The sequence below is a fragment of the Streptomyces sp. SYP-A7185 genome (genome assembly GCF_046103685.1).
Taxonomy (GTDB): domain Bacteria; phylum Actinomycetota; class Actinomycetes; order Streptomycetales; family Streptomycetaceae; genus Streptomyces.
The window spans coordinates 6077366-6097597 of sequence record NZ_CP122310.1; the positions used below are offsets into that span (position 1 = coordinate 6077366).

At 71.1% G+C, this 20232-nt stretch carries 22 protein-coding genes; 9 read left to right on the forward strand and 13 right to left on the reverse strand.

What is annotated here, in order from left to right:
• Positions 1-8: 8 nt before the first annotated feature.
• Both QBL25_RS26790 and QBL25_RS26795 read left to right on the forward strand, forming a co-directional pair.
• The gene (locus QBL25_RS26790; RefSeq protein WP_409059521.1) at positions 9-491 is read left to right on the forward strand and encodes a sec-independent translocase; all 483 of its coding nucleotides are present in this window, start codon (positions 9-11) and stop codon (positions 489-491) included.
• Positions 492-677: 186 nt separating this feature from the next.
• Positions 678-1349, forward strand: a complete 672-nt coding sequence (locus QBL25_RS26795; protein WP_409059522.1) for a hypothetical protein — start codon at positions 678-680, stop codon at positions 1347-1349.
• 90 nt (positions 1350-1439) lie between these two features.
• Here the strand turns inward: QBL25_RS26795 and QBL25_RS26800 are convergent, their stop codons facing one another.
• From QBL25_RS26800 to QBL25_RS26810, 3 genes are read right to left on the reverse strand one after another with little or no spacing between them, the layout of a single operon-like run.
• Positions 1440-2573, reverse strand: a complete 1134-nt coding sequence (locus tag QBL25_RS26800; protein WP_409059523.1) for an Mrp/NBP35 family ATP-binding protein — start codon at positions 2571-2573, stop codon at positions 1440-1442.
• A 44-nt stretch (positions 2574-2617) separates the two neighbouring features.
• Entirely contained in the window at positions 2618-3193 is a 576-nt protein-coding gene (locus QBL25_RS26805) for a DUF1003 domain-containing protein (RefSeq protein ID WP_409059524.1), read from the reverse strand.
• On the reverse strand, positions 3180-4436 hold the full coding sequence (locus QBL25_RS26810) for a magnesium transporter MgtE N-terminal domain-containing protein (RefSeq protein WP_409059525.1): 1257 nt from the start codon (positions 4434-4436) through the stop codon (positions 3180-3182). The genes QBL25_RS26805 and QBL25_RS26810 overlap by 14 nt, the downstream gene beginning before the upstream one ends.
• 268 nt (positions 4437-4704) lie before the next feature.
• On the opposite strand from QBL25_RS26810, the gene QBL25_RS26815 reads away from it, so the two are divergent.
• On the forward strand, positions 4705-5424 hold the full coding sequence (locus QBL25_RS26815) for a hypothetical protein (RefSeq protein WP_409062792.1): 720 nt from the start codon (positions 4705-4707) through the stop codon (positions 5422-5424).
• Between the two features lie 6 nt (positions 5425-5430).
• Here the strand turns inward: QBL25_RS26815 and QBL25_RS26820 are convergent, their stop codons facing one another.
• Both QBL25_RS26820 and QBL25_RS26825 read right to left on the reverse strand, forming a co-directional pair.
• Positions 5431-5955, reverse strand: coding sequence for a hypothetical protein (locus QBL25_RS26820; protein WP_409059526.1), 525 nt, complete (start codon positions 5953-5955; stop codon positions 5431-5433).
• Positions 5956-5997: 42 nt separating this feature from the next.
• Positions 5998-7113, reverse strand: coding sequence for a magnesium and cobalt transport protein CorA (locus tag QBL25_RS26825; protein WP_409059527.1), 1116 nt, complete (start codon positions 7111-7113; stop codon positions 5998-6000).
• Between the two features lie 472 nt (positions 7114-7585).
• On the opposite strand from QBL25_RS26825, the gene QBL25_RS26830 reads away from it, so the two are divergent.
• Complete coding sequence (locus QBL25_RS26830) at positions 7586-8170, forward strand: suppressor of fused domain protein (protein ID WP_409059528.1); 585 nt, start codon at positions 7586-7588, stop codon at positions 8168-8170.
• Positions 8171-8218: 48 nt separating this feature from the next.
• Here the strand turns inward: QBL25_RS26830 and QBL25_RS26835 are convergent, their stop codons facing one another.
• Complete coding sequence (locus tag QBL25_RS26835; protein ID WP_409059529.1) at positions 8219-9472, reverse strand: MFS transporter; 1254 nt, start codon at positions 9470-9472, stop codon at positions 8219-8221.
• A gap of 172 nt (positions 9473-9644) precedes the next feature.
• Here QBL25_RS26835 and QBL25_RS26840 point away from each other — a divergent pair, with 172 nt between their 5' ends.
• From QBL25_RS26840 to QBL25_RS26850, 3 genes are all read left to right on the forward strand, one after another.
• Complete coding sequence (locus QBL25_RS26840) at positions 9645-10286, forward strand: DUF6758 family protein (RefSeq protein WP_409059530.1); 642 nt, start codon at positions 9645-9647, stop codon at positions 10284-10286.
• Between the two features lie 326 nt (positions 10287-10612).
• Positions 10613-11488: a PHP domain-containing protein gene (locus QBL25_RS26845; RefSeq protein ID WP_409059531.1), complete on the forward strand. Its 876-nt coding sequence runs from the start codon at positions 10613-10615 to the stop codon at positions 11486-11488.
• A gap of 73 nt (positions 11489-11561) precedes the next feature.
• Positions 11562-12167, forward strand: coding sequence for a MarC family protein (locus QBL25_RS26850; RefSeq protein ID WP_409059532.1), 606 nt, complete (start codon positions 11562-11564; stop codon positions 12165-12167).
• A gap of 151 nt (positions 12168-12318) precedes the next feature.
• Here the strand turns inward: QBL25_RS26850 and QBL25_RS26855 are convergent, their stop codons facing one another.
• Positions 12319-12471 carry a hypothetical protein gene (locus QBL25_RS26855; protein ID WP_363308038.1) on the reverse strand — a complete coding sequence of 51 codons (153 nt, stop codon included), beginning with the start codon at positions 12469-12471 and terminating at the stop codon, positions 12319-12321.
• Positions 12472-12668: 197 nt separating this feature from the next.
• On the opposite strand from QBL25_RS26855, the gene QBL25_RS26860 reads away from it, so the two are divergent.
• A complete protein-coding gene (locus QBL25_RS26860) occupies positions 12669-13592 on the forward strand; it encodes an NYN domain-containing protein (RefSeq protein ID WP_409062793.1) in 924 nt (307 codons plus the stop codon).
• A gap of 28 nt (positions 13593-13620) precedes the next feature.
• Here the strand turns inward: QBL25_RS26860 and QBL25_RS26865 are convergent, their stop codons facing one another.
• Both QBL25_RS26865 and QBL25_RS26870 read right to left on the reverse strand, forming a co-directional pair.
• A complete protein-coding gene (locus tag QBL25_RS26865) occupies positions 13621-14475 on the reverse strand; it encodes an alpha/beta fold hydrolase (protein WP_409059533.1) in 855 nt (284 codons plus the stop codon).
• 135 nt (positions 14476-14610) lie between these two features.
• Positions 14611-16776 carry a DEAD/DEAH box helicase gene (locus QBL25_RS26870; RefSeq protein ID WP_409059534.1) on the reverse strand — a complete coding sequence of 722 codons (2166 nt, stop codon included), beginning with the start codon at positions 16774-16776 and terminating at the stop codon, positions 14611-14613.
• Positions 16777-17238: 462 nt separating this feature from the next.
• Here QBL25_RS26870 and QBL25_RS26875 point away from each other — a divergent pair, with 462 nt between their 5' ends.
• A complete protein-coding gene (locus QBL25_RS26875; protein WP_409059535.1) occupies positions 17239-17976 on the forward strand; it encodes a ferritin-like fold-containing protein in 738 nt (245 codons plus the stop codon).
• A gap of 221 nt (positions 17977-18197) precedes the next feature.
• Here the strand turns inward: QBL25_RS26875 and QBL25_RS26880 are convergent, their stop codons facing one another.
• The 4 genes from QBL25_RS26880 to QBL25_RS26895 all read right to left on the reverse strand — a co-directional run bounded on the left by QBL25_RS26880 (position 18198) and on the right by QBL25_RS26895 (position 20109).
• A complete protein-coding gene (locus QBL25_RS26880; protein ID WP_409059536.1) occupies positions 18198-18470 on the reverse strand; it encodes a hypothetical protein in 273 nt (90 codons plus the stop codon).
• Between the two features lie 231 nt (positions 18471-18701).
• A complete protein-coding gene (locus tag QBL25_RS26885; RefSeq protein ID WP_055565193.1) occupies positions 18702-18929 on the reverse strand; it encodes a DUF3107 domain-containing protein in 228 nt (75 codons plus the stop codon).
• 163 nt (positions 18930-19092) lie between these two features.
• Positions 19093-19734, reverse strand: coding sequence for a TetR/AcrR family transcriptional regulator (locus QBL25_RS26890; protein WP_409059537.1), 642 nt, complete (start codon positions 19732-19734; stop codon positions 19093-19095).
• Between the two features lie 144 nt (positions 19735-19878).
• Complete coding sequence (locus QBL25_RS26895; RefSeq protein WP_409059538.1) at positions 19879-20109, reverse strand: hypothetical protein; 231 nt, start codon at positions 20107-20109, stop codon at positions 19879-19881.
• Positions 20110-20232 lie beyond the last annotated feature (123 nt).

The following is a 20232-nucleotide window of genomic DNA, read 5'->3' on the forward strand; positions in this document are numbered from 1 at the left end:
AGCTCAAGGTGTTCTCAGACATTGGCCCGCTCGAGGTAGTGGCGCTGGTCGTCCTCGCCGTGCTCGTTTTCGGCCCGGACAAGCTGCCCAAGCTCATTCAGGACGCCTCGCGGACCATACGCAAGATCCGGGAATTCTCGGACAGCGCCAAGGCGGATATACGCAGTGAACTGGGCCCGGAATTCAAGGACTTCGAGTTCGAGGACCTGAATCCGAAGACCTTCATCCGCAAGCAGCTCGACAACGACGAGCTGGGCCTGAAGGAAATCCGGAACGGCTTCGACCTCAAGAAGGAGATGGCCGAGGTCACGGACGCCGTCCACGGGCGGGAGAGCGAATCCTCCGAGGGCTCGGACGGCACGTCCGGCGCCGCCGGCGGCCGCGTCGACATGGCCAAGAAGGACGGCCCCGGCGCCCCCGTCGACATGGACAAGAAGTCCGGCAAGGCCGCGCCCGCCGACCCGCCGCCGTTCGACGCGGACGCCACCTGACCTCCTCCGCGGCACCCGCGGCACGCCCCCCGACCCACCCCGCGGCACGTCTTTCCGGACACCCGTACGCCGACCGGTGTCCCAGCTTCCGGAACGGGTGTGGCTATCCTGCCTTGTTGTCCGGCTGAGGACGCCCGAGGGGGGCGGGCCCTGCGGACCGATGAGAACGAGGAGGCGGCCGGGTACATGGAGACGACAAGTCGCGTAGGCGCACAGGCGCCGGCCGCGGACGGCACCGCACAAGCGATGCCCTCCGCCCGGCGCACGGTCGACAGCTATCTGCTGGCGCCCTTCCCCTGGTACGGCCTCGACGAGGCCTTCACGGGCGAGCGCTGGCTGATGCAGGTCGGCACCGCCGCGGACGGCGCGGTGGAGCACGGCTCCATCGGGCACGGCGATGAGCCGTCGGTACGGAGTGACGGACCCTTCGGAAGCAGCGACAAGGAGCGCTTCGCGGTCGTGGTGACCGTCGCGGCCAACCCCGTGCGCCGCAGCCCGGACGGCACGGGCCTGCTGGAGGCGACCTCGGTGTCGTCCGCGGCCTGGCTCGCCGGTGTGGGGCTGCTGTCCTTCACCTGGCCCAGCCAGATGGACCACAGCCTGCGCGACGACTGGCTCGACCAGCAGACCGAGACCGCCTGGGTGCTCGCGGACGATCTTCAGGGCGAGGACTGGTCGACGCTCTCGCTCCCGGTGGACGGGGTGCCGACCTCGTTCCACTACCGCGAGTCGGAGTTCGGCTGGGTGCTCGCGGGCTCCACCCGGGACGGCGTGCCCCTGGGCGCCTACGGGCGCGGCATGAGCGCGTACGGCCTGGGCTTCTCGGTGGTCAAGGACATCCACGAGTACGCCGCTTAGCCCGGCCACCGCACACGTACGCCGATGGGGGCGCCGCTCATGACGAGCGGCGCCCCCATCGGCGTACGGCACAGAAGCCCGGAGGAAGCCTCAGAACTTGTTGCGCGGGGTGATCCCCAGCGTCATGCCCGCAAGGCCGCGCTGGCGGCCGCCCAGCTTGCCCGCGATCGTGCGCAGCGCGGAGCCCGCGGGGGACTCCGGGTCGGTGAGGACGACCGGCTTGCCCTCGTCGCCGCCCTCGCGCAGGCGGACGTCGATCGGGATGGAGCCGAGGACGGGGACGCTGGCGCCCGTCGTCTTCGTGAGGCCCTCGGCGACCCGCTGGCCGCCGCCGGTGCCGAAGACGTCGACCATCTCGCCGCAGTGCGGGCAGGGCAGGCCCGCCATGTTCTCGACGACACCGACGATCTTCTGATGGGTCTGTACGGCGATGGAGCCCGCGCGCTCGGCGACCTCGGCCGCCGCCTGCTGGGGCGTCGTCACGACCAGGATCTCGGCGTTCGGGACGAGCTGCGCCACGGAGATCGCGATGTCTCCCGTGCCCGGGGGCAGGTCGAGCAGGAGGACGTCCAGGTCGCCCCAGAAGACGTCCGCGAGGAACTGCTGGAGGGCGCGGTGGAGCATCGGGCCGCGCCAGACGACCGGTGCGTTGCCCGGGGTGAACATGCCGATCGAGATGACCTTCACGCCGTGCGCCGACGGCGGCATGATCATGTCCTCGACCTGGGTGGGCTTGCCGTCCGCACCCAGCATCCGGGGCACGGAGTGGCCGTAGATGTCCGCGTCCACGACGCCGACCTTCAGGCCGTCCGCCGCCATCGCGGCCGCGAGGTTCACCGTCACCGAGGACTTGCCGACGCCGCCCTTGCCGGACGCGACGGCGTACACACGGGTCAGCGAGCCGGGCTTGGCGAAGGGCACCTCGCGCTCGGCGGTGCCGCCGCGCAGCGCGCTCGCCAGCTCCTTGCGCTGCTCGTCGCTCATCACGTCGAGGGTGACGTCGACGCGCGTGACGCCTTCGACGGCGGCGACCGCGTCGGTCACGTTCTTCGTGATGGTCTCGCGCATCGGGCACCCGGAGACCGTGAGGTACACGGTGACCGCCACCACCCCGTCCGGGGAGATGTCCACCGATTTGACCATCCCCAGCTCGGTGATGGGTCGGTGGATCTCGGGGTCGTTCACCGTCGCCAGTGCTTCACGCACCGCGTCTTCCGTAGCCATACAACCGATAGTACGGCGCGGTAACCCCGCCCCGGAAAGAGCGGTCAACGGTCGCCTACGTCACGCCCGCCGCTCTCCTCGGCCGGGAATACGGCGCGAGGCCCCCTGCGCTGCTCCTCCAGCTCCCTGACCAGGTCCTGGAGTTCGCTGCGGATCCAGTCGCGGGTGGCCACCTCGCCCAGGCCCATGCGCAGCGAGGCGATCTCGCGGCTCAGGTACTCGGTGTCCGCGATGGACCGCTCGTTCTGTTTGCGGTCCTGTTCGAGGTTGACCCGGTCCCGGTCGTCCTGCCGGTTCTGCGCGAGCAGGATCAGCGGAGCCGCGTAGGACGCCTGGAGGGAGAGCGCGAGGGTCAGGAACAGGAAGGGGAACGGGTCGAAGCGCAGCACCTCGGGCGCCCAGACGTTCCAGGCGACCCACACGATGATCGTGACCGTCATCCAGACGATGAAGCGCCCGGTGCCCAGGAACCGCGCGATCCGCTCCGACAGCCGGCCGAAGGCCTCGGGGTCGTACTCCGGCAGGAACTTGCGGCGCGGCGGCCGGGGCTGGTCGAGCCGGAAGCGGGGCGCGGTCCGCGGCTCGGGGCGGCCGTCCCGCTCGCGGTCAGCCGGCGGCATGGAACTCGGTCTCGCGCCAGTCGTCGGGCAGCATGTGGTCGAGCACGTCGTCGACGGTGACCGCGCCGAGCAGCGAGCCGCCCTCGTCGACGACGGGCGCGGCCACCATGTCGTACGTGGCGAAGAACCCGGCGACCTGCGGCAGCGCGGTCTCCGGCGCGAGGGTCTGGAGATCGTCGTCGAGGATCGAGCTGACCAGCGTGTACGGCGGATCGCGCAGGAGCCGCTGGAAGTGCACCGTGCCCAGGTACTTGCCCGTCGGCGTCTCGTCCGGCGGGCGGCACACGTAGACCTGCGCGGCGAGCGCGGGGGACAGGTCCTGCTGGCGCACCCGCGCGAGGGCGTCGGCGACCGTCGCGTCCGGCCTGAGCACGATCGGCTCGGTGGTCATCAGACCGCCGGCGGTGCGCTCCTCGTACGCCATCAGGCGCCGCACGTCGGCCGCGTCGTCCGGCTGCATCAGCGTGAGCAGCCGCTCCTTGTCGTCCTCGGGCAGCTCGGCGAGCAGGTCGGCGGCGTCGTCCGGGTCCATCGCCTCCAGGACGTCGGCGGCGCGCTCCTCCTTGAGCTTGCCGAGGATCTCGATCTGGTCGTCCTCGGGCAGCTCTTCGAGGACGTCCGCGAGCCGGTCGTCGTCGAGCGCCGCGGCCACCTCGGCCCGCCGTTTGGGCGACAGGTGGTGCAGGACGTTGGCCAGGTCGGCCGGGCGCAGCTGTTCGAAGGTGGCGAGCAGGCTCTCGGCGCCCTGGCCGTGCTCCTCCAGGGAGAAACCCTCCACGGCCCCCCACTCGACGGTGAGGGTCTCTCCCTTGCGCCGGAAGGTGCCCCCCTTCCCCTTGCGCACGAAGACCCGGTCGATCTCCCAGTCGCGGCGGGCCGGCAGCTGCTGGACCGACACGTCGAGGACGGTCACCTCCTCGTCCGACTCGACGAGCCTGACCCGCCGGTCGAGCATCTCGCCGAGCACGAGCCGCTCGGTGGGCCGCTGCTCGAATCGGCGTACGTTCAGTACGCCGGTCGTGATGACCTGGCCCGACTCGATGCCGGTCACCCGGGTCATGGGCAGGAAGATGCGGCGCCGCGTGGACAGCTCCACGACCAGGCCGAGGAGGCGGGGCGGTCTGCGCTGCACCCGGAGCATCGCCACCAGGTCGCGCACCCGGCCCACCTGGTCGCCGTTCGGGTCGAAGACGGCGGTGCCGGCCAGATGCGAGACGAAGACCCGGGAGGTGCTTGCCGCCATTGCGCGCGCCTCCTCTGCTCTGGTCCGGCCTGGTCCGCTCGTGGGCTTTTGTGTCGTTCTGTCGGGCAATGCGGGCTTCAGGCTAGCCCGTCCCGGTCGGATACGCCCCGGCGGAGCGTCCGACCGCACTGGCGACGATCCACCTAGTCAGCACGGGTACGCTGCCGTACTGCCGTAGCCGTAGCCGTCGTCCCCACGAGAGGCAGCGCCCCCTGTGTCAGCGATTCCCCCGGTCCGCCGCGCCCGTAAGACGGCACTCGTGAGCGCGATGTGCGCGGGTCTCGTCCTGGGGGCCGCCGGTCTGACCGGGTGCAGCAGCGAGGAGGACCCGGACGCCGGCACGAACGGCATCGGCAAGCTCTCCGCCGCGAAGATCCAGAGCAAGTCCCGCGCCGCCGCCGACGCGGCGCCCGCGGTGCGGCTCTCGGGCACGCTGGTCAGCAAGGGCCACACGTACAAGCTCGACATGCGCCTCAAGGACGAGGGCGGCACCGGCTCGGTCACCTCGAAGGGCGAGACGTTCCAGCTGCTGCGGGTCGGCAAGCAGCTCTTCCTGATGGCCGACTCCGCCTTCTGGACGCACGAGGACGCCAAGGGCGGCCAGAAGCCCGGCAAGGCGGACGACGACGCCGCGGCCAAGCTCGACGGCAAGTACGTGAAGGTCCCCGAGGAGGACCCGGCCTACCGGCAGCTGAGCGGCTTCACCGACAAGGACGTCCTCCTGGACGGCATGCTCACCCTGCACGGCAAGCTGGCCACCGGCGAGCGCGGCACGACGTCGGGCAACCCCAGCATCAAGATCACCGGCGACAAGGGCGCGGGCGGCACCCTGGACGTCTCCCTCAAGGGCAAGCCCTACCCGCTGCGCCTGGTGCGCGCCGGTGACGCGGGCACCCTGCGGCTCAGCGACTGGGGCAGGGACTTCTCCCTCGGCGAGCCGGACGCGGACGAGATGGTGGACTACGGCGAGCAGCTGCCCGACTCGTAGACCGGCCTACGACGGCTTCTGGCCCCGCCGCTTCTTGCGCTTGAACAGCAGCCGCGGCAGCGCCTCGGGCACCGGCTTGCGGGTGGTCGCCCCGGTCGGCACGGGCGGGGCCGCGAGGGAGCCGTCGGGCAGGTCGGTGATCGTGTCCTGCGGGGTGACGCTCACGACCCGGCACTCGTCCGCCCAGCGCTGCGGCATCCGCTCGCCGTCGGGGGCGTTCAGGCGCTTGCCCTTGAGCTCGGCGACGGCCGCCTCCCACGCCGCGGAGCGCGGCGCGAGCTCGGTCACCTTCGCCGTCCACGCGATGAGCCGGCCGCCCTTGTCCTTGCTGCGTACGGTCACTTCGGCCGTGCCGCCGTCGACGAGACCCGGCAGCGGCTGCTCGCCGGGGCCGTCGCCGATCAGGTGCGCCGCGCCCTCGTGCCACACGTGCCACAGGGCGCGCGCGGGCTCCTCGCCGCGCACCCAGATGAGGCCCGACTTCTTGGTGGCCTCCTCGACGAGGGCCTGGGCGAGCAGCGTTTCTGTCATGCGCGCAGCCTATCGACGAGCGCCGGGCCGGGACGAGAGGCCCTAGAGCCAGCCGTTGCGCTTGAGGGTGCGGTGGATGGTCCAGCAGGCGCCCGCGATGAGGGCCAGGACCATCGGGTAGCCGAAGCGCCAGTGCAGCTCGGGCATGTGGTCGAAGTTCATGCCGTAGACCCCGCAGACCGCCGTCGGCACGGCGATGATCGCCGCCCAGGAGGTGATCTTGCGCATGTCCTCGTTCTGCGCGACCGCGGCCTGCGCGAGGTTGGCCTGGAGGATCGAGTTGAGCAGTTCGTCGAAGCCGACGACCTGCTCCTGGACGCGGGCCAGGTGGTCGGCGACGTCCCGGAAGTACTTCTGGATGTCCGGGTCGACCAGGCGCATCGGCCGCTCGCTCAGGAGCAGCATGGGACGCAGGAGCGGCGACACGGCCCGCTTGAACTCCAGGACCTCGCGCTTGAGCTGGTAGATCCGCCCGGCGTCGACACCGCGCGAGGTGCCCTTGCCCGGCGCGGAGAACACCTCGGTCTCCACGTCGTCGATGTCGTCCTGCATGGCGTCGGCCACCGCGAGATAGCCGTCGACGACGTGGTCGGCGATGGTGTGCAGGACGGCGGACGGGCCCTTGGCCAGGAGCTCGGGCTCCTCCTGGAGGCGGCGGCGCAGGCCGCGCAGCGAGCCGTGCCCGCCGTGCCGCACGGTGATGAAGAAGTCCCGCCCGGTGAAGCACATCACCTCGCCGGTCTCCACGATCTCGCTGGTGGCGGTGAGTTCGGCGTGCTCCACGTAGTGGATGGTCTTGAAGACGGTGAACAGCGTGTCGTCGTAGCGCTCCAGCTTGGGCCGCTGGTGGGCGTGGACCGCGTCCTCGACGGCGAGGGGGTGCAGCCCGAACTCGGCGGCGATACCGGAGAATTCGGCCTCGGTAGGCTCGTGCAGGCCGATCCAGGCGAAGCCGCCGTCGCGCCGCACCTGGAGCATCGCCTCGTGCGGCGTGAGCGTGTCGTCGCAGGCCGCGCGGCGCCCGTCGCGGTAGACGGCACAGTCGACGACGGCGGAGGCGGCGGTGGGGTCGCGCGTGGGGTCGTACGAGTTGTAGGCGCCGCCGTCCTTGCGGAGCGAGGGGCGGACGGCGGCGCGGAGGTCACGGATCATCGACATGGGCAGGCTCCTTTGACGGAGGCCGCCGGCGGCGGGTGGAACTACCCGGAATGGGGACGTCCTGCTGAGGATGTTTGGCACGTCCACAAAGCGGGGAGCACCGCACCATCGCGGTGGCAGCTTCGCTACTGACTCAGATTCAGAGAACTCAGAGAGATCAGGTGGAAACGAAGTGCTCTTCCGTCGTACGCGAGCACGGGGAGTACGGGCGCACAGTGGCAGCTACAGGGCTGCGTGAGGTGTCAGACGGAAGAACGGGTGGTACTGCACGGTCGACTTCGATCCATGGCAGCCCCACCTCCTCCGGCCGGTCCCCCGTGGGGGAAGTCCCAAGCGCGTAGCGCGCGAAGTCATCTGCCCGGGCTTGAGAGCGCGCTCTGCGTGCTGCCCGGGACCAGCGGCCAACACTATCAGCCGACTGAAGTGTCAAGCCCCGCCTTTACCCGCCACTGACGAGTTCTATGCTCGCGGCATGGCTGATGTTCTTGCTCTGGTCGAAGCCCGTCTCCGCACGGGCCTCGGTGAACCGGACGCCCGCGCCGCGGTGACCTTCCTCGGCACCGACCGCGTCGAAGTGCTGCGTTTCACGGACGGCGACGTGGTGCGGTACGCCACGCTCGGCATGTCGGCCCAGCCGATGGCCGACCCCACCGCCGCCCTGGCCGACCCCGTCAAGGGCCCGCGCGCCGAGCTGATCCTCTCCGTGCGCGGCGGCGAGGCGGACACGGACAAGGTGCTGCGCCCCCTCGCCGTACTGGCCGCCTCACCCCAGGTCGAGGGCCTGATCGTGGCCCCCGGCGCCTCGCTCGACGTGGGCGAACCGCTGTGGCCCGGGGCGCAGTTCACCTCGGTCCTGGTCGCGGAGCCCGGCGGCCTGGTGGAGGACCTGGAGCTCGACGAGCCGATGGAGCCCGTACGGTTCTTGCCGCTGCTGCCCATGACGCCGAACGAGGGCGCGTGGAAGCGGGTGCACGGCGCGCAGGCCTTGCAGGAGCGCTGGCTGAACAGCGGGACGGACCTGCGCGATCCGCTGCGCAAGTCCGTGTCCCTGGACTGACGGTGCCGGGACCGAAGCTCCCTGGACCGAAATCCCGTACGAGGATGATCAGTTGGCGAAGACGGTGACGCCGTCCTCCGTCGCGTGCCGCGGTTCGAGCCGGGCCGCCTCGTGGGTGAGGGAGTCCTTGCGGACCCAGACCACGACCGCGCCGAGCACCGCCGTGACGGCCGCGACCAGGAACGGCACGTGGATGTCGCTCCACTCCTCGATCTTCGGCGCGAAGAACGGCGCGGCGGCGGCCGCGAACCACCGGACGAAGTTGTAACCGGCGCTGGCCACCGGGCGCGGCGCGTCGGAGACGCCGAGCGCGAGCTCGGTGTAGACGGTGTTGTTCACGCCGATGAAGGCGCCGGACAGGATCGTGCAGACGATGGCCGTGGCGTGGTCGCCGTACCCGAGCACCAGGACGTCCGCCGCGAGGAGCACCAGCGAACCGCCGAGCACCTTCAGCGAGCCGAACCGCGCCTGGAGCCGCGGGGCCACGAGCACCGAGAACACCGCGAGCAGCAGACCCCAGGCGAAGAAGATCGCACCCGACTTGTACGGGGTCATGTTCAGCACGAACGGCGTGAAGGCCAGGACCGTGAAGAACGTGTAGTTGTAGAAGAAGGCGGATGCGGCGGCCGAGGCGAGCCCGCCGTGGCCCAGCGCCTTGATCGGCGCGAGCAGGGACGTCTTCTCCGCGGGCTTCGGCTGCTCCTTGAGGAACGCCGTGATGCACAGGAAGCCGACCGCCATCAGGGCCGCGGTGCCGAAGAAGGGGTAGCGCCAGCTGGCGTTGCCGAGCACCGCGCCGAGCAGCGGTCCGCACGCCATGCCGAGACCGAGCGCCGACTCGTAGAGCAGGATCGCGGCGGCGCTGCCGCCGGCCGCGGCGCCGACGATGACGGCGAGGGCGGTCGACACGAAGAGCGCGTTGCCGAGCCCCCAGCCCGCGCGGAAGCCGACGAGCTCGCCGACCGATCCCGAGGTTCCGGCGAGGCCGGCGAAGACCACCACGAGCGCGAGGCCGAGCAGCAGGGTCTTCTTGCCGCCGATCCGGCTGGAGACGAACCCGGTCACCAGCATCGCGACGGCGGTGATCAGGAAGTACGAGGTGAAGAGCAGGGAGACCTGGCTTGCGGAGGCGTCCAGACCCTTGGCGATGGAGGGGAGGATCGGGTCGACGAGCCCGATGCCCATGAAGGCGACGACCGAGGCGCCCGCGGTGGCCCAGACGGCCTTCGGCTGACGCAGCAGACTGGTCGCCCCCTCGTCGAACGGGTCCCCTTCCGCGGGACCTCCGGTGCTGCTGTTCATGCCTGCTCCTTAGCGGCGTACCTGGTGGCTTCCGTCGAGATCGTTGACGTATGCACATATTAGTTAGCCAAGCTAAAAGATGCAAGCTACATCTAGTTTCCCCTGGTGGTGGGGCCACCGGACGGGTGATCGTCCTTGACGGGGCGACGGCCGGGGAGGACCGTTGGTCGTTATGAGGGGCGAACCCAGTTGCCCGAAGTGTGGTGGCCGGGTCAGGGCTCCCGGTCTCTTTGCCGATTCCTGGCAGTGTGATGTGCACGGGACGGTACATCCGCTGCAACCTGTGATCCCGCCCAGCGTCGAGGCCCTCCAGGTCGTGGTGCACCGCGCTCAGGTACCGGTGTGGATGCCGTGGCCGCTGCCGGTCGGCTGGCTGTTCACGGGCGTGGCCTGCGCGGGCGACGACCGCAGTGGCGGCCGTGCGACCGTCGTGGCCTGCTCGGGTCCCGCGCCGCTCGGCGGCATGGGCGAGCTGGTCCTGGTCGCCGAGGAGCTCGGCGTCGGCCTCGGCGCGCGGTACGCGGGCGTGGACGGCCCGGACCCGGGTCCCTATCTGAACGTCGAGAAGCCGCCGCAGGCCAAGCTCCTCGCGGCGGGCCGGCCGACCCCGATGTGGCACGTGGCGGGCACGCCGGACGACCGCGCGGTCTTCGCGGGCGAGGCGCGCGGCCTGTGGCTGTGGGCGATCGCGTGGCCGGAGCAGTCGGGGCTCCTGATGTACGACGAACTGGTGCTCACGGACTTGCGGGACGCGGGAGCCGAGGTGGACCTGCTGCCGTGCGGGGCGCTTTCGCCGCGGATTCTGTCGCCGTGAGGGTGAGGGTGAGGGTGAGGGGCGCGGGCTGATCGACCCGGTGCGGCGCGTGGCGGGCGGGGCGGACGGCCGTGCGGTCTTTTCCGGGTGGCGCGTCGGTGCCGGGCGGCGGTGAGGGGTGTCTCCTTGGGGGGCGTGCGGGGGTGAGAGGTGTCTCCTTGAGAGCGGGCGGCGGAACGGTCGAGTCCCGTTATCCTTGAGCGTCCCCCTCGTCAGATCGGTCAGCCGGCCCCGTCAGTGCGGCCGGCCCGGCAGATCTGTCAGCACCGCCAGACCCGTCAGACCCGTCCGTCCCGTCCGTCCCGTCAGAGCCTGGAGTCCGCGTCGTGCGCATCGACCTGCACACCCACTCCACCGCGTCCGACGGCACGGACACCCCGGCCCAGCTGGTGCGCAACGCCGCCGCGGCCGGTCTCGACGTCGTCGCGCTGACGGACCACGACACCACCCGCGGGCACGCGGAGGCGGTCGCGGCGCTCGCGACCCTCGACCGGGACCTCACCCTCGTCACCGGCGCCGAACTCTCCTGCCGCCTCGACGGCGTGGGCCTGCACATGCTGGCGTACCTCTTCGACCCCGACGAGCCGGAACTCGCCCGTGAGCGCGAGCTGGTGCGCGACGACCGCGTGCCCCGCGCCAAGGCGATGATCGGCAAGCTACGGGAGCTCGGCGTCGACGTCACCTGGGAGCAGGTCGCGCGCATCGCGGGCGACGGCTCGGTCGGCCGCCCGCACATCGCCGAGGCCCTGGTGGAACTGGGCGTCGTGCCCACCGTCTCGGACGCCTTCACGCGGGACTGGCTCGCCGACGGCGGCCGCGCGTACGCCGAGAAGCACGAACTGGACCCCTTCGACGCGATCCGCCTGGTCAAGGCGGCGGGCGGTGTCACCGTCTTCGCGCACCCGGCGGCCGTCAAGCGCGGTCAGGTGGTGCCGGAGTCGGCGATAGCGGAACTGGCGGCAGCGGGCCTCGACGGCATCGAGGCCGACCACATGGACCACGAGCCCGCCACCCGCACCCGGCTGCACGGCCTCGCCGCGGACCTCGGCCTGCTGGCCACGGGGTCGAGCGACTACCACGGCAGCCGCAAGACCTGTGTCCTCGGGGAGTTCACCACCGACCCCGAGATCTACGGGGAGATCACGCGCCGGGCGACCGGGGCGTTCCCGGTGCCGGGCGCGGGCGGAGGCCCGTCCGCGTAACGCGGCTCCGCTCCCCACCTTTTCCGCCGCCCCCGCGCGGCACTCTCGTACGACTCACTGCAAGGCCATCACTGTGTTCGACGCTGCCGTCTTCGGATCCCTCTTCCTCACCCTCTTCGTCATCATGGATCCCCCCGGGATCACCCCGATCTTCCTCGGACTCACCTCCGGCCGTCCCGCCAAGGTGCAGAAGAAGATGGCCTTCCAGGCCGTGTGCGTCGCCTTCGGCGTGATCGCGGTCTTCGGGGTCCTGGGCCACCAGATCCTCGACTACCTGCACGTCTCCGTCCCCGCGCTGATGATCGCGGGCGGGCTGCTGCTCCTGCTCATCGCGCTCGACCTGCTCACCGGCAAGTCGGACGAGCCGACGCAGACCAAGGACGTCAACGTCGCCCTCGTCCCGCTCGGCATGCCGCTCCTCGCGGGCCCCGGCGCGATCGTCTCGGTCATCCTCGCCGTGCAGGACGCCGACAGTCTCGGCACGCAGATCTCCGTCTGGGCGGCCATCGTGGCCATGCACGTCGTGCTGTGGCTGGTGATGCGCTACTCGCTGCTGATCATCCGGGTCATCAAGGACGGCGGCGTGGTCCTCGTGACGCGGCTCGCGGGCATGATGCTCTCCGCGATCGCCGTGCAGCAGATCATCAACGGCGTGACGCAGGTGATCAACGGCGGCTAGACCCGCGCGCCGGGCGCGGGCCGGCGGCGCGGCCCGGCTCTCCCGGGCCTGCCGGTCGGTGCGCCCGGCTCTCCCGACCCTCCCGGGCATGCCAAGGGCCCCCGTACCAAAGGTGTACGGGGGCCCCTCAACCTGTATCTCAACCTGTGCGTTACGAGGCCGGGGATTCGGCCGGTCGGATATAGATGCGCTGGCCGATCGCTGCGGCCTGCTGCACGATCCGATTGACGGAGGCGGCGTCTACGACGGTCCGGTCCACGGCGGAGCCGTCGACGTCGTCGAGTCGCATGATTTCGAAGCGCATATGGCTTCTCCCTTCGTCTGGTCATCCTCCTGAAGGAGAACTACTGGAGTGGCCACCGGGACAGCTGTGTCCGGCGTTCCATACGGGTACAACGAGTTGCCCCCAGCAAACATTCCCTACGCTAAAGAAATTTTTCGACAGGCTAATTACTCGCGAGTAGCGAGACCGGTTGTGTTCGCTGCGTGACCGACGGGACAATGGCCCCGATGAACGACGAGATCGAGATCAGCGCCCAGATCAGCGCTCAGCTGGAGCGGGCCAACGGACTCCTGGAGCGCGTGCTCGCCGAGGTGGCGAAGACGCCGTCCACCCACGCGATCTTTGTCGACGCCGGGTACGTTTACGCGGCGGCGGGCCGGCTCGCGGTCGGCACGGAGGACCGGCGCGCCTTCGACCTGGACGCGGAGGGCCTGATCGAGGCGTTCATCGACAAGGCGCGCACGATCTTCGCGGACAGCCGTCTGCTGCGCGTCTACTGGTACGACGGCGCGCGGCGCCGCATCCACACCGTCGAGCAGCAGTCGATCGCGGAGCTGCCTGACGTCAAGGTGCGGCTCGGCAACCTCAACGCGAACAATCAGCAGAAAGGCGTGGACTCACTCATCCGGACGGATCTGGAGTCGCTCGCCCGGCACCGCGCGATCAGTGACGCGGCCCTGATCGGGGGCGACGAGGACCTGGTCTCGGCGGTCGAGGCGGCGCAGGGGTACGGCGCGCGGGTCCATCTGTGGGGCATCGAGGCGGCCGAGGGCCGCAATCAGGCGGAGCCGCTGCTGTGGGAGGTCGACAGCCAGCGCACGTTCGACCTCGACTTCTTCAAGCCGTACGTCTCCCGGCGCAACGTCTCGACGTACACCACCTACGAGAACGCGGGCACGCCGCGGCCCGCGCGGGACGACGTGCGGTTCGTGGGCGCGCAGATCGCCGCGAAGTGGCTGGCGGCGCGGGGCCGTGAGGCCCTGGTGGATCTGCTGCCGGGCCATCCGTACCTGCCCGGCTCCGTGGACCAGGAGCTCCTGGTGGAGGCCGAGAAGCTGCTCGCGTACTCGCTGCGGGGGCAGTCGGATCTGCGGCGGGCGCTGCGGGACGGGTTCTGGGAGCACCTTCAGACGCAGTATTAGCGGGGGTCGTCGGTGCCGGTGTGGTCCGTCAGGGCCGCTTGGCCGTCCGGTCCCAGAAGGTGATGAGGGCGGCAGCCGTCTCCGCGGGGCGGTCGGTGTTGGGGGAGTGCTCGGCCCCGGAGATGACCGTCCGGTGGGCGTGCAGGCGGGCCGCCATGTCGTCGAGCCAGGGGATGGGCCAGGTGTCGTCGCGCTCGCCGGAGACGACGTGCTTGGGCAGCGGGACGGCGGCCAGTTCCGTGACGCGGTCGGGCTCCACGCAGAGCTGCTTGCCGGTGGCGATGAGCTGGGCGGGGCTGTGCCGCAGCCAGCGATCGCGCAGGGCGGTGCCGTCGAGGTCGGCGTCCTCCGGCGGATCCATGGCCTGGATGGCCGCCCAGGCCTCGGCCATCGACAGGACCCCGAGCGCGTCCGTCAGCATCGTGGCGCGGGCCTGCTGCGACGGCGCGATGCGGGCCGGGCCCGAGGCCATCAGCGTGAGCGAGGCGAAGGTGTCCGCCGGGGCGCGGAGGGCGGCGGCGCGGGCGATGAGTCCGCCGAGGGAGTGGCCGAGGAGGTGCGGGGTGCCGCCCACGGCGTCGGCTTGAGCGAGGACGTCTTGGGCCAACTCCCCTTGTTCATAAGGGGATTCGTCGTCGGTGGGGCCCGTGCTCTCGTACTGTCCGCGACCGTCCACGGCGATGGTCCGGTACCCGGCCTCTGCGAGGGGCCTCAGCAGGGCGATGAAGTCCTCCTTGCTGCCGGTGAATCCGGGGAGGAGGAGGGCGGTCCCCTTGGCCTCGCCCGCCGGGCGGGCCTCCAGGACGGCGAAGTCGCCCCTGGCCGTCTTGAGGACGCGGGCGTCCACGCCGGGGGGTGGGATGAAGGTGGGGGGCCTGCTCATGGGTCGAGGTTAGCCGCCGAGGCGTTCTTGCGGGGCGGGGGTTGGGTCGCCCTGGGCGGTGTGCGGGTACGGGAAAGGCCCGGTCCCCCCCTCGGGGGCCGGGCCTTTCTCGTGGGTTCGCCTTCGCGGAGCGGTCTAGCTCTCCTCGGCCGGCGCAGCGACCGCCTTGCGGGTGCGGCGGCGCGGCTTCGCGACCGCCGTCTCCTCGGCGGCAGCCGGAGCTTCCGCGGCCTTGCGCGTCCGGCGGCGGGGCTTCGTCTCCTCCGTCGGCTGAGCGGGGATCTCCGCGGCCTCGACCGTGTCGACGACCGCTTCGGCCGCCTTGCGGGTGCGGCGGCGCGGCTTGGTGGCCGGGGCCTCGGCGGCTTCCGCCGTCTCGGCCACGGGCTCGGCGGCCTTGCGGGTGCGGCGCGGCTTCGTCGCGACCGGCTCCGCCGTCTCCACGACGGCCTCGACCGCGTCGACGGCCGCTTCCGCGGCCTTGCGGGTGCGGCGGCGCGGCTTGGTGGCCGGGGCCTCGGCGGCTTCCGCCGTCTCGGCCACGGGCTCGGCGGCCTTGCGGGTCCGGCGCGGCTTCGTCGCCACCGGCTCCACGACGGCCTCGGCCGTCTCCGCCGTGTCGACGGCGGGCGCCGCCGTCTTGCGAGTGCGGCGCGGCTTCGTCGCGACCGGCTCCGCCGTCTCCACGACTGCCTCGACCGCGTCGACGACCGCTTCCGCGGCCTTGCGGGTCCTGCGGCGCGGCTTCGTCGCCGGGGCTTCGGCCACGGGGGCCTCGGCCACGGGGGTCTCCACGGCCTCGACCGTGGCGACCGCGGCCTCCGCCGCCTCGGAACCGCTCCGCGTCCGGCGGCGGCGACGCGGCGTGCGCGGCTCCGTCGGCTCGGTGGCGGCGGGGGCGGCCACGGGTGCGGGAGCGGCGGCCTCGGCGACCACTGCCGCCGGAGCCTCCAGCGGCGTACCCGAACGGGTGCGGCGGCGGCGACGCGGCGTACGCGCCTCACGCGGCTCGCGCTCCGCCTCGGCGGCGCGCCCACCACGGTCACGGTCACGGCTGTCCCGGCCGTCACGACCACCGCGGTCGCGACCGCGCGAGCCACCCTTGCCGCCCGTCTCGCCGAGGTCCTCGACCTCTTCGGCACGGAGCCCGGCACGGGTCCGCTCGGCGCGCGGCAGCACACCCTTCGTGCCCGCCGGGATGTTCAGCTCCTCGTACAGGTGAGGAGAGCTGGAGTACGTCTCGACCGGGTCGCTGAGACCGAGGTTCAGCGCCTTGTTGATCAGCTGCCAGCGCGGGATGTCGTCCCAGTCGACCAGCGTGATCGCGATGCCCTTGGCGCCCGCGCGGCCGGTGCGGCCGATGCGGTGCAGGTAGGTCTTCTCGTCCTCGGGGGACTGGTAGTTGATGACGTGCGTGACGCCACCGACGTCGATGCCGCGCGCGGCGACGTCCGTGCAGACGAGCACGTCCACCTTGCCGTTGCGGAAGGCGCGCAGCGCCTGCTCGCGGGCGCCCTGGCCGAGGTCGCCGTGCACGGCGCCCGAGGCGAAGCCGCGCTTCTCGAGCTGCTCGGCGATGTCCGCGGCGGTCCGCTTCGTGCGGCAGAAGATCATCGCGAGTCCGCGGCCCTCGGCCTGGAGGATGCGCGAGACCATCTCGGGCTTGTCCATGTTGTGCGCGCGGTACACGTGCTGCTTGGTGTTCGCGACGGTCTGGCCCTCGTCGTCCGGCGCGGTGGCGCGGATGTGCGTGGGCTGCGACATGTAGCGACGGGCCAGGCCGATGACCGCGCCCGGCATGGTCGCCGAGAACAGCATCGTCTGGCGCTTGGGCGGCAGCATGTTGATGATGCGCTCGACGTCGGGCAGGAAGCCCAGGTCGAGCATCTCGTCGGCCTCGTCGAGGACCAGGCACTTGATGTGCTTGAGGTTGAGCTTCTTCTGGCCCGCGAGGTCGAGCAGCCGGCCCGGCGTGCCGACGACGATGTCGATGCCCTTCTTGAGGGCCTCGACCTGCGGCTCGTAGGCACGGCCGCCGTATATGGCGAGGACGCGGACGTTGCGCGCCTTGCCGGCGGTCAGGAGGTCGTTCGTGACCTGCTGGCACAGCTCACGGGTGGGGACGACGATGAGCGCCTGCGGGGCGTCGGTCAGCTGCTCGGGCTTGGCCCGGCCCGCCTCGACGTCCGCGGGGACGGTGACGCGCTCCAGGAGCGGCAGTCCGAAGCCGAGCGTCTTGCCGGTGCCGGTCTTGGCCTGGCCGATGACGTCGGTCCCGGAGAGCGCCACGGGCAGCGTCATCTCTTGGATGGGGAAAGGGCTGATGATGCCGACGGCCTCAAGGGCCTCGGCCGTCTCGGGAAGAATTCCGAGATCGCGGAAAGTCGTAGTCAGGGCATTGCCTCTTCTGTGGACGCAGTCCGAGGCGAACGCTGGGGGTCGTGACCGTGCCACTACCGCCGGCTGCTTGGGGGGCGGGGCCGGGGGCGCGGGACCACTGCCTGCGCTCGAGCGCTCGTACCGCTGAGGTTCCCTCCTCGTGCCGTCCGCACTGTGCGGGCCGCCTGGAGGGCTGTCGGGTCGGAGCCGATCGGGCCTCCGACCGGGCATCCTCATTCGTACGGCCCGTCGAATATTCGGCAGGCGCATTACCACTGTACCCCGGAATCTCGCAGCCGTGTCTGGCGAATTGGTCACGTAGTCGTCGTCACAGTCACTGACCAGGCCCTTACACGTTGCTGCGAGCGGGCTATTGTGCGGTTTATGGAGACGCCTGACACCGCCGCTGACACGCCTGCCGAACCCAAGGGAATCGCCGCCCAGGACTGGACGACCGCCGCCGCCGACCCGAACTACCGCGCCGCGGTCGTGGACCTGCTCGGAGCGCTCGCCTACGGAGAGCTCGCGGCGTTCGAGCGGCTCGCGGAGGACGCGAAGCTGGCGCCGACGCTCGGCGACAAGGCGGAGCTGGCGAAGATGGCGTCGGCCGAGTTCCACCACTTCGAGCAGCTGCGGGACCGGCTCTCGGCGATCGGCGCGGACGCGACCGAGGCCATGGAGCCCTTCGTGGCCGCGCTCGACGGCTTCCACCGCCAGACGGCGCCGTCCGACTGGCTGGAGGGCCTGGTCAAGGCGTACGTGGGCGACTCGATCGCCAGTGACTTCTACCGCGAGGTCGCCGCGCGGCTCGACGGCGACACCCGCGGGCTCGTCCTCGGGGTGCTCGACGACACGGGGCACGCGAGCTTCGCCGTGGAGAAGGTCCGCGCCGCGATCGACGCGGATCCGCGGGTGGGCGGGCGGCTCGCGCTGTGGGCGCGGCGGCTGATGGGCGAGGCGCTCTCGCAGTCGCAGCGGGTCGTCGCCGACCGGGACGCCCTGTCGACCATGCTGGTCGGGGGCGTTGCCGACGGCTTCGACCTCGCCGAGGTCGGGCGGATGTTCTCGCGGATCACCGAGGCGCACACGAAGCGGATGGCTGCGCTGGGGCTCGCCGCGTAGCGCTCCGCTGGGGGGTGCGGTGTTTCTCTGCGGGTGCGTCGTGGCTGGGCGCGCCGTTCCCCGCGCCCCCTCGGGCGCGGGTGCCTCTCTTTTTTCTGCGGGCGCGTCCTGGTTGCTCGCGCCGTTCCCCGCGCCCCTTCGGGGGCGGATGTCCCCCGTTCTCTGCGGGTGCGTGGAGGCTGTTCGCGCCGTTCCCCGCGCCCCTTCCGGGGCTTCTTGCCCTACGCCGTCGCTGAGCGACGGCGTAGGCGGCTCCTGCTCGGGCGGAGCAGGAGGGAGAGCAGGGCGGCCGCCACGGCCACCGCGCCCACGAGCGTGCCGAGTGCGTGGCCCGCGCCCAGGGCCATGTGCGTGACGAAGGACCCGATCACTGCGCCCGCGGCCCCGGTCGACAGGACCAGGTTGCGTGCGGGGAGCCGGTGGGCCAGTCGGTGGGCCGCAACCCATGCCAGGGCGAAACCGAGCAGTGCGGATCCGAGTGCTTCCAGAATCACAGGGTGTTCCCTCCCTCGCGGCCAGGTGCAAAACGGTCGTAGCCGGTCTTACCCCCGGGGGCCGGAATGCAATCCTCCATAGGGTTCCCGCACGGGCCGCGTCGGAACATCGCAGTCGGCGCATGGGGTCGGAGCCACCACACATCAGGTCGGAGCCAACACACGGGAACGGCCCGGTGGTTGTCACCACCGGGCCGTTCCCGTACTTCGTCCTGCGTGCAGCGCCCCGGACTACAGGGCGCTGAAGCCCACCTTGCGTGCGGTCGGCTCGCCGAGCTCGACGTACGCGAGGCGGTCGGCCGGAACCAGGACCTTGCGGCCGTGGTCGTCCACGAGGCTCAGCAGCGGCGACTTGCCGGTCAGCGCCTCGGACACCGCGTGCTCGACTTCCTCGGCGCTCTGGCCGCTCTCCAGCACGATCTCGCGGGGCGCGTACTGCACGCCGATCTTGACCTCCACGGCTTTGTCCCTCCGACGGTCAGTGATGTGCGCGGCCTGCCGCGCCGTACTCAGCACACATTAGCCCGGTGAGGCGATGCGTACGGTTCCGCCGCTGCACGCCGGTAGCGAACAGAGATCGGGAACAGAACGCGGGATCCGTGATCCCGGCCCCGGGCCGGCGTCAGCTGCCTTCCAGGCCGTGCAGCGGGAAGCCCGCGATACCGCGCCAGGCCAGCGAGGTCAGCAGCTCCACCGCCTTGTCGCGCGGGACCGTGCTGCCGCTGGCGAGCCAGTACCGGGCGACCACCTGGGAGTAGCCCCCGAGGCCCACCGCGAGCAGCATCGCTTCGTCACGGGGCAGGCCCGTGTCCTCGGCGATGACCTCGCAGATCGCTTCCGCGCACTGGAGAGTCACCCGGTCCACGCGCTCGCGGACCGCGGCCTCGTTCGTCAGGTCCGACTCGAAGACCAGCCGGAACGCGCCGCCCTCGTCCTCCACGTACGCGAAGTACGCGTCCATCGTGGCCGCGACGCGCAGCTTGTTGTCCGAGGTGGACGCCAGCGCCGTACGGACGGACTGGAGCAGTGATTCGCAGTGCTGGTCGAGCAGGGCGAGGTAGAGGTCGAGCTTGCCGGGAAAGTGCTGGTAGAGCACCGGCTTGCTGACTCCGGCCCGCTCGGCGATGTCGTCCATCGCCGCCGCGTGATACCCCTGCGCGACGAATACCTCCTGCGCCGCGCCCAGCAACTGATTGCGTCGGGCACGACGCGGCAGGCGTGTGCCCCGCGGGCGCGCTGCCTCTGTCTGCTCGATGGCTGTCACGCCGCCTCCCATGATCGTGAATGTGCGGTGTGCGCCGCGCGGCCATCGTACTTTTCGGTAACCGTGATGTGCGCGGTACGAGCGGAGAATTTCACGGACCGGATGGCCGTGAAAGCCGTGCGTAGCAGGGCAAACACGGGCAGCTCAGCGATAGTCGTCTTCGTCGAGACTGACGACGCGGGCCTGTTCGGCCAGGTCCGCCTCGCTGCCCGCTGCCGGGTCCGCGTCCTGCAAGGAGTCGTCCTCGCGCGGCGTCAGCTCGGTCTGCTGCTCCGCGGCATCGGCCTCGGGTGCTTCGGTGCTGCTGTCGCCGATGGTGTGGTCGGCGGTTACCTCGGCCTCGAAGGTCTCGGGGTCGGACGGGTCGACGGTCATCGTGGCTCTCTTCCCTTGAGGACTAGTGGTGCGAGTGCCCTGATCGCCCTCACTTATGAGCGTAGGAGACCCTCGATGCGGGCGCTACGCGATCTCCGGGCGAGATCGGCCGGATCTGTGACT

What these genes read in the sequence shown, in the direction of transcription:
- QBL25_RS26795 (WP_409059522.1), top strand. Translation starts at nt 678, where the DNA reads ATGGAGACGACAAGTCGCGTAGGCGCACAGGCGCCGGCCGCGGACGGC.
- QBL25_RS26800 (WP_409059523.1), bottom strand. Translation starts at nt 2,573, where the DNA reads ATGGCTACGGAAGACGCGGTGCGTGAAGCACTGGCGACGGTGAACGAC.
- QBL25_RS26805 (WP_409059524.1), bottom strand. Translation starts at nt 3,193, where the DNA reads ATGCCGCCGGCTGACCGCGAGCGGGACGGCCGCCCCGAGCCGCGGACC.
- QBL25_RS26810 (WP_409059525.1), bottom strand. Translation starts at nt 4,436, where the DNA reads ATGGCGGCAAGCACCTCCCGGGTCTTCGTCTCGCATCTGGCCGGCACC.
- QBL25_RS26815 (WP_409062792.1), top strand. Translation starts at nt 4,705, where the DNA reads ATGTGCGCGGGTCTCGTCCTGGGGGCCGCCGGTCTGACCGGGTGCAGC.
- QBL25_RS26820 (WP_409059526.1), bottom strand. Translation starts at nt 5,955, where the DNA reads ATGACAGAAACGCTGCTCGCCCAGGCCCTCGTCGAGGAGGCCACCAAG.
- QBL25_RS26825 (WP_409059527.1), bottom strand. Translation starts at nt 7,113, where the DNA reads ATGTCGATGATCCGTGACCTCCGCGCCGCCGTCCGCCCCTCGCTCCGC.
- QBL25_RS26830 (WP_409059528.1), top strand. Translation starts at nt 7,586, where the DNA reads ATGGCTGATGTTCTTGCTCTGGTCGAAGCCCGTCTCCGCACGGGCCTC.
- QBL25_RS26835 (WP_409059529.1), bottom strand. Translation starts at nt 9,472, where the DNA reads ATGAACAGCAGCACCGGAGGTCCCGCGGAAGGGGACCCGTTCGACGAG.
- QBL25_RS26840 (WP_409059530.1), top strand. Translation starts at nt 9,645, where the DNA reads ATGAGGGGCGAACCCAGTTGCCCGAAGTGTGGTGGCCGGGTCAGGGCT.
- QBL25_RS26855 (WP_363308038.1), bottom strand. Translation starts at nt 12,471, where the DNA reads ATGCGCTTCGAAATCATGCGACTCGACGACGTCGACGGCTCCGCCGTG.
- QBL25_RS26860 (WP_409062793.1), top strand. Translation starts at nt 12,669, where the DNA reads ATGGCCCCGATGAACGACGAGATCGAGATCAGCGCCCAGATCAGCGCT.
- QBL25_RS26865 (WP_409059533.1), bottom strand. Translation starts at nt 14,475, where the DNA reads ATGAGCAGGCCCCCCACCTTCATCCCACCCCCCGGCGTGGACGCCCGC.
- QBL25_RS26870 (WP_409059534.1), bottom strand. Translation starts at nt 16,776, where the DNA reads ATGACGCTGCCCGTGGCGCTCTCCGGGACCGACGTCATCGGCCAGGCC.
- QBL25_RS26875 (WP_409059535.1), top strand. Translation starts at nt 17,239, where the DNA reads ATGGAGACGCCTGACACCGCCGCTGACACGCCTGCCGAACCCAAGGGA.
- QBL25_RS26895 (WP_409059538.1), bottom strand. Translation starts at nt 20,109, where the DNA reads ATGACCGTCGACCCGTCCGACCCCGAGACCTTCGAGGCCGAGGTAACC.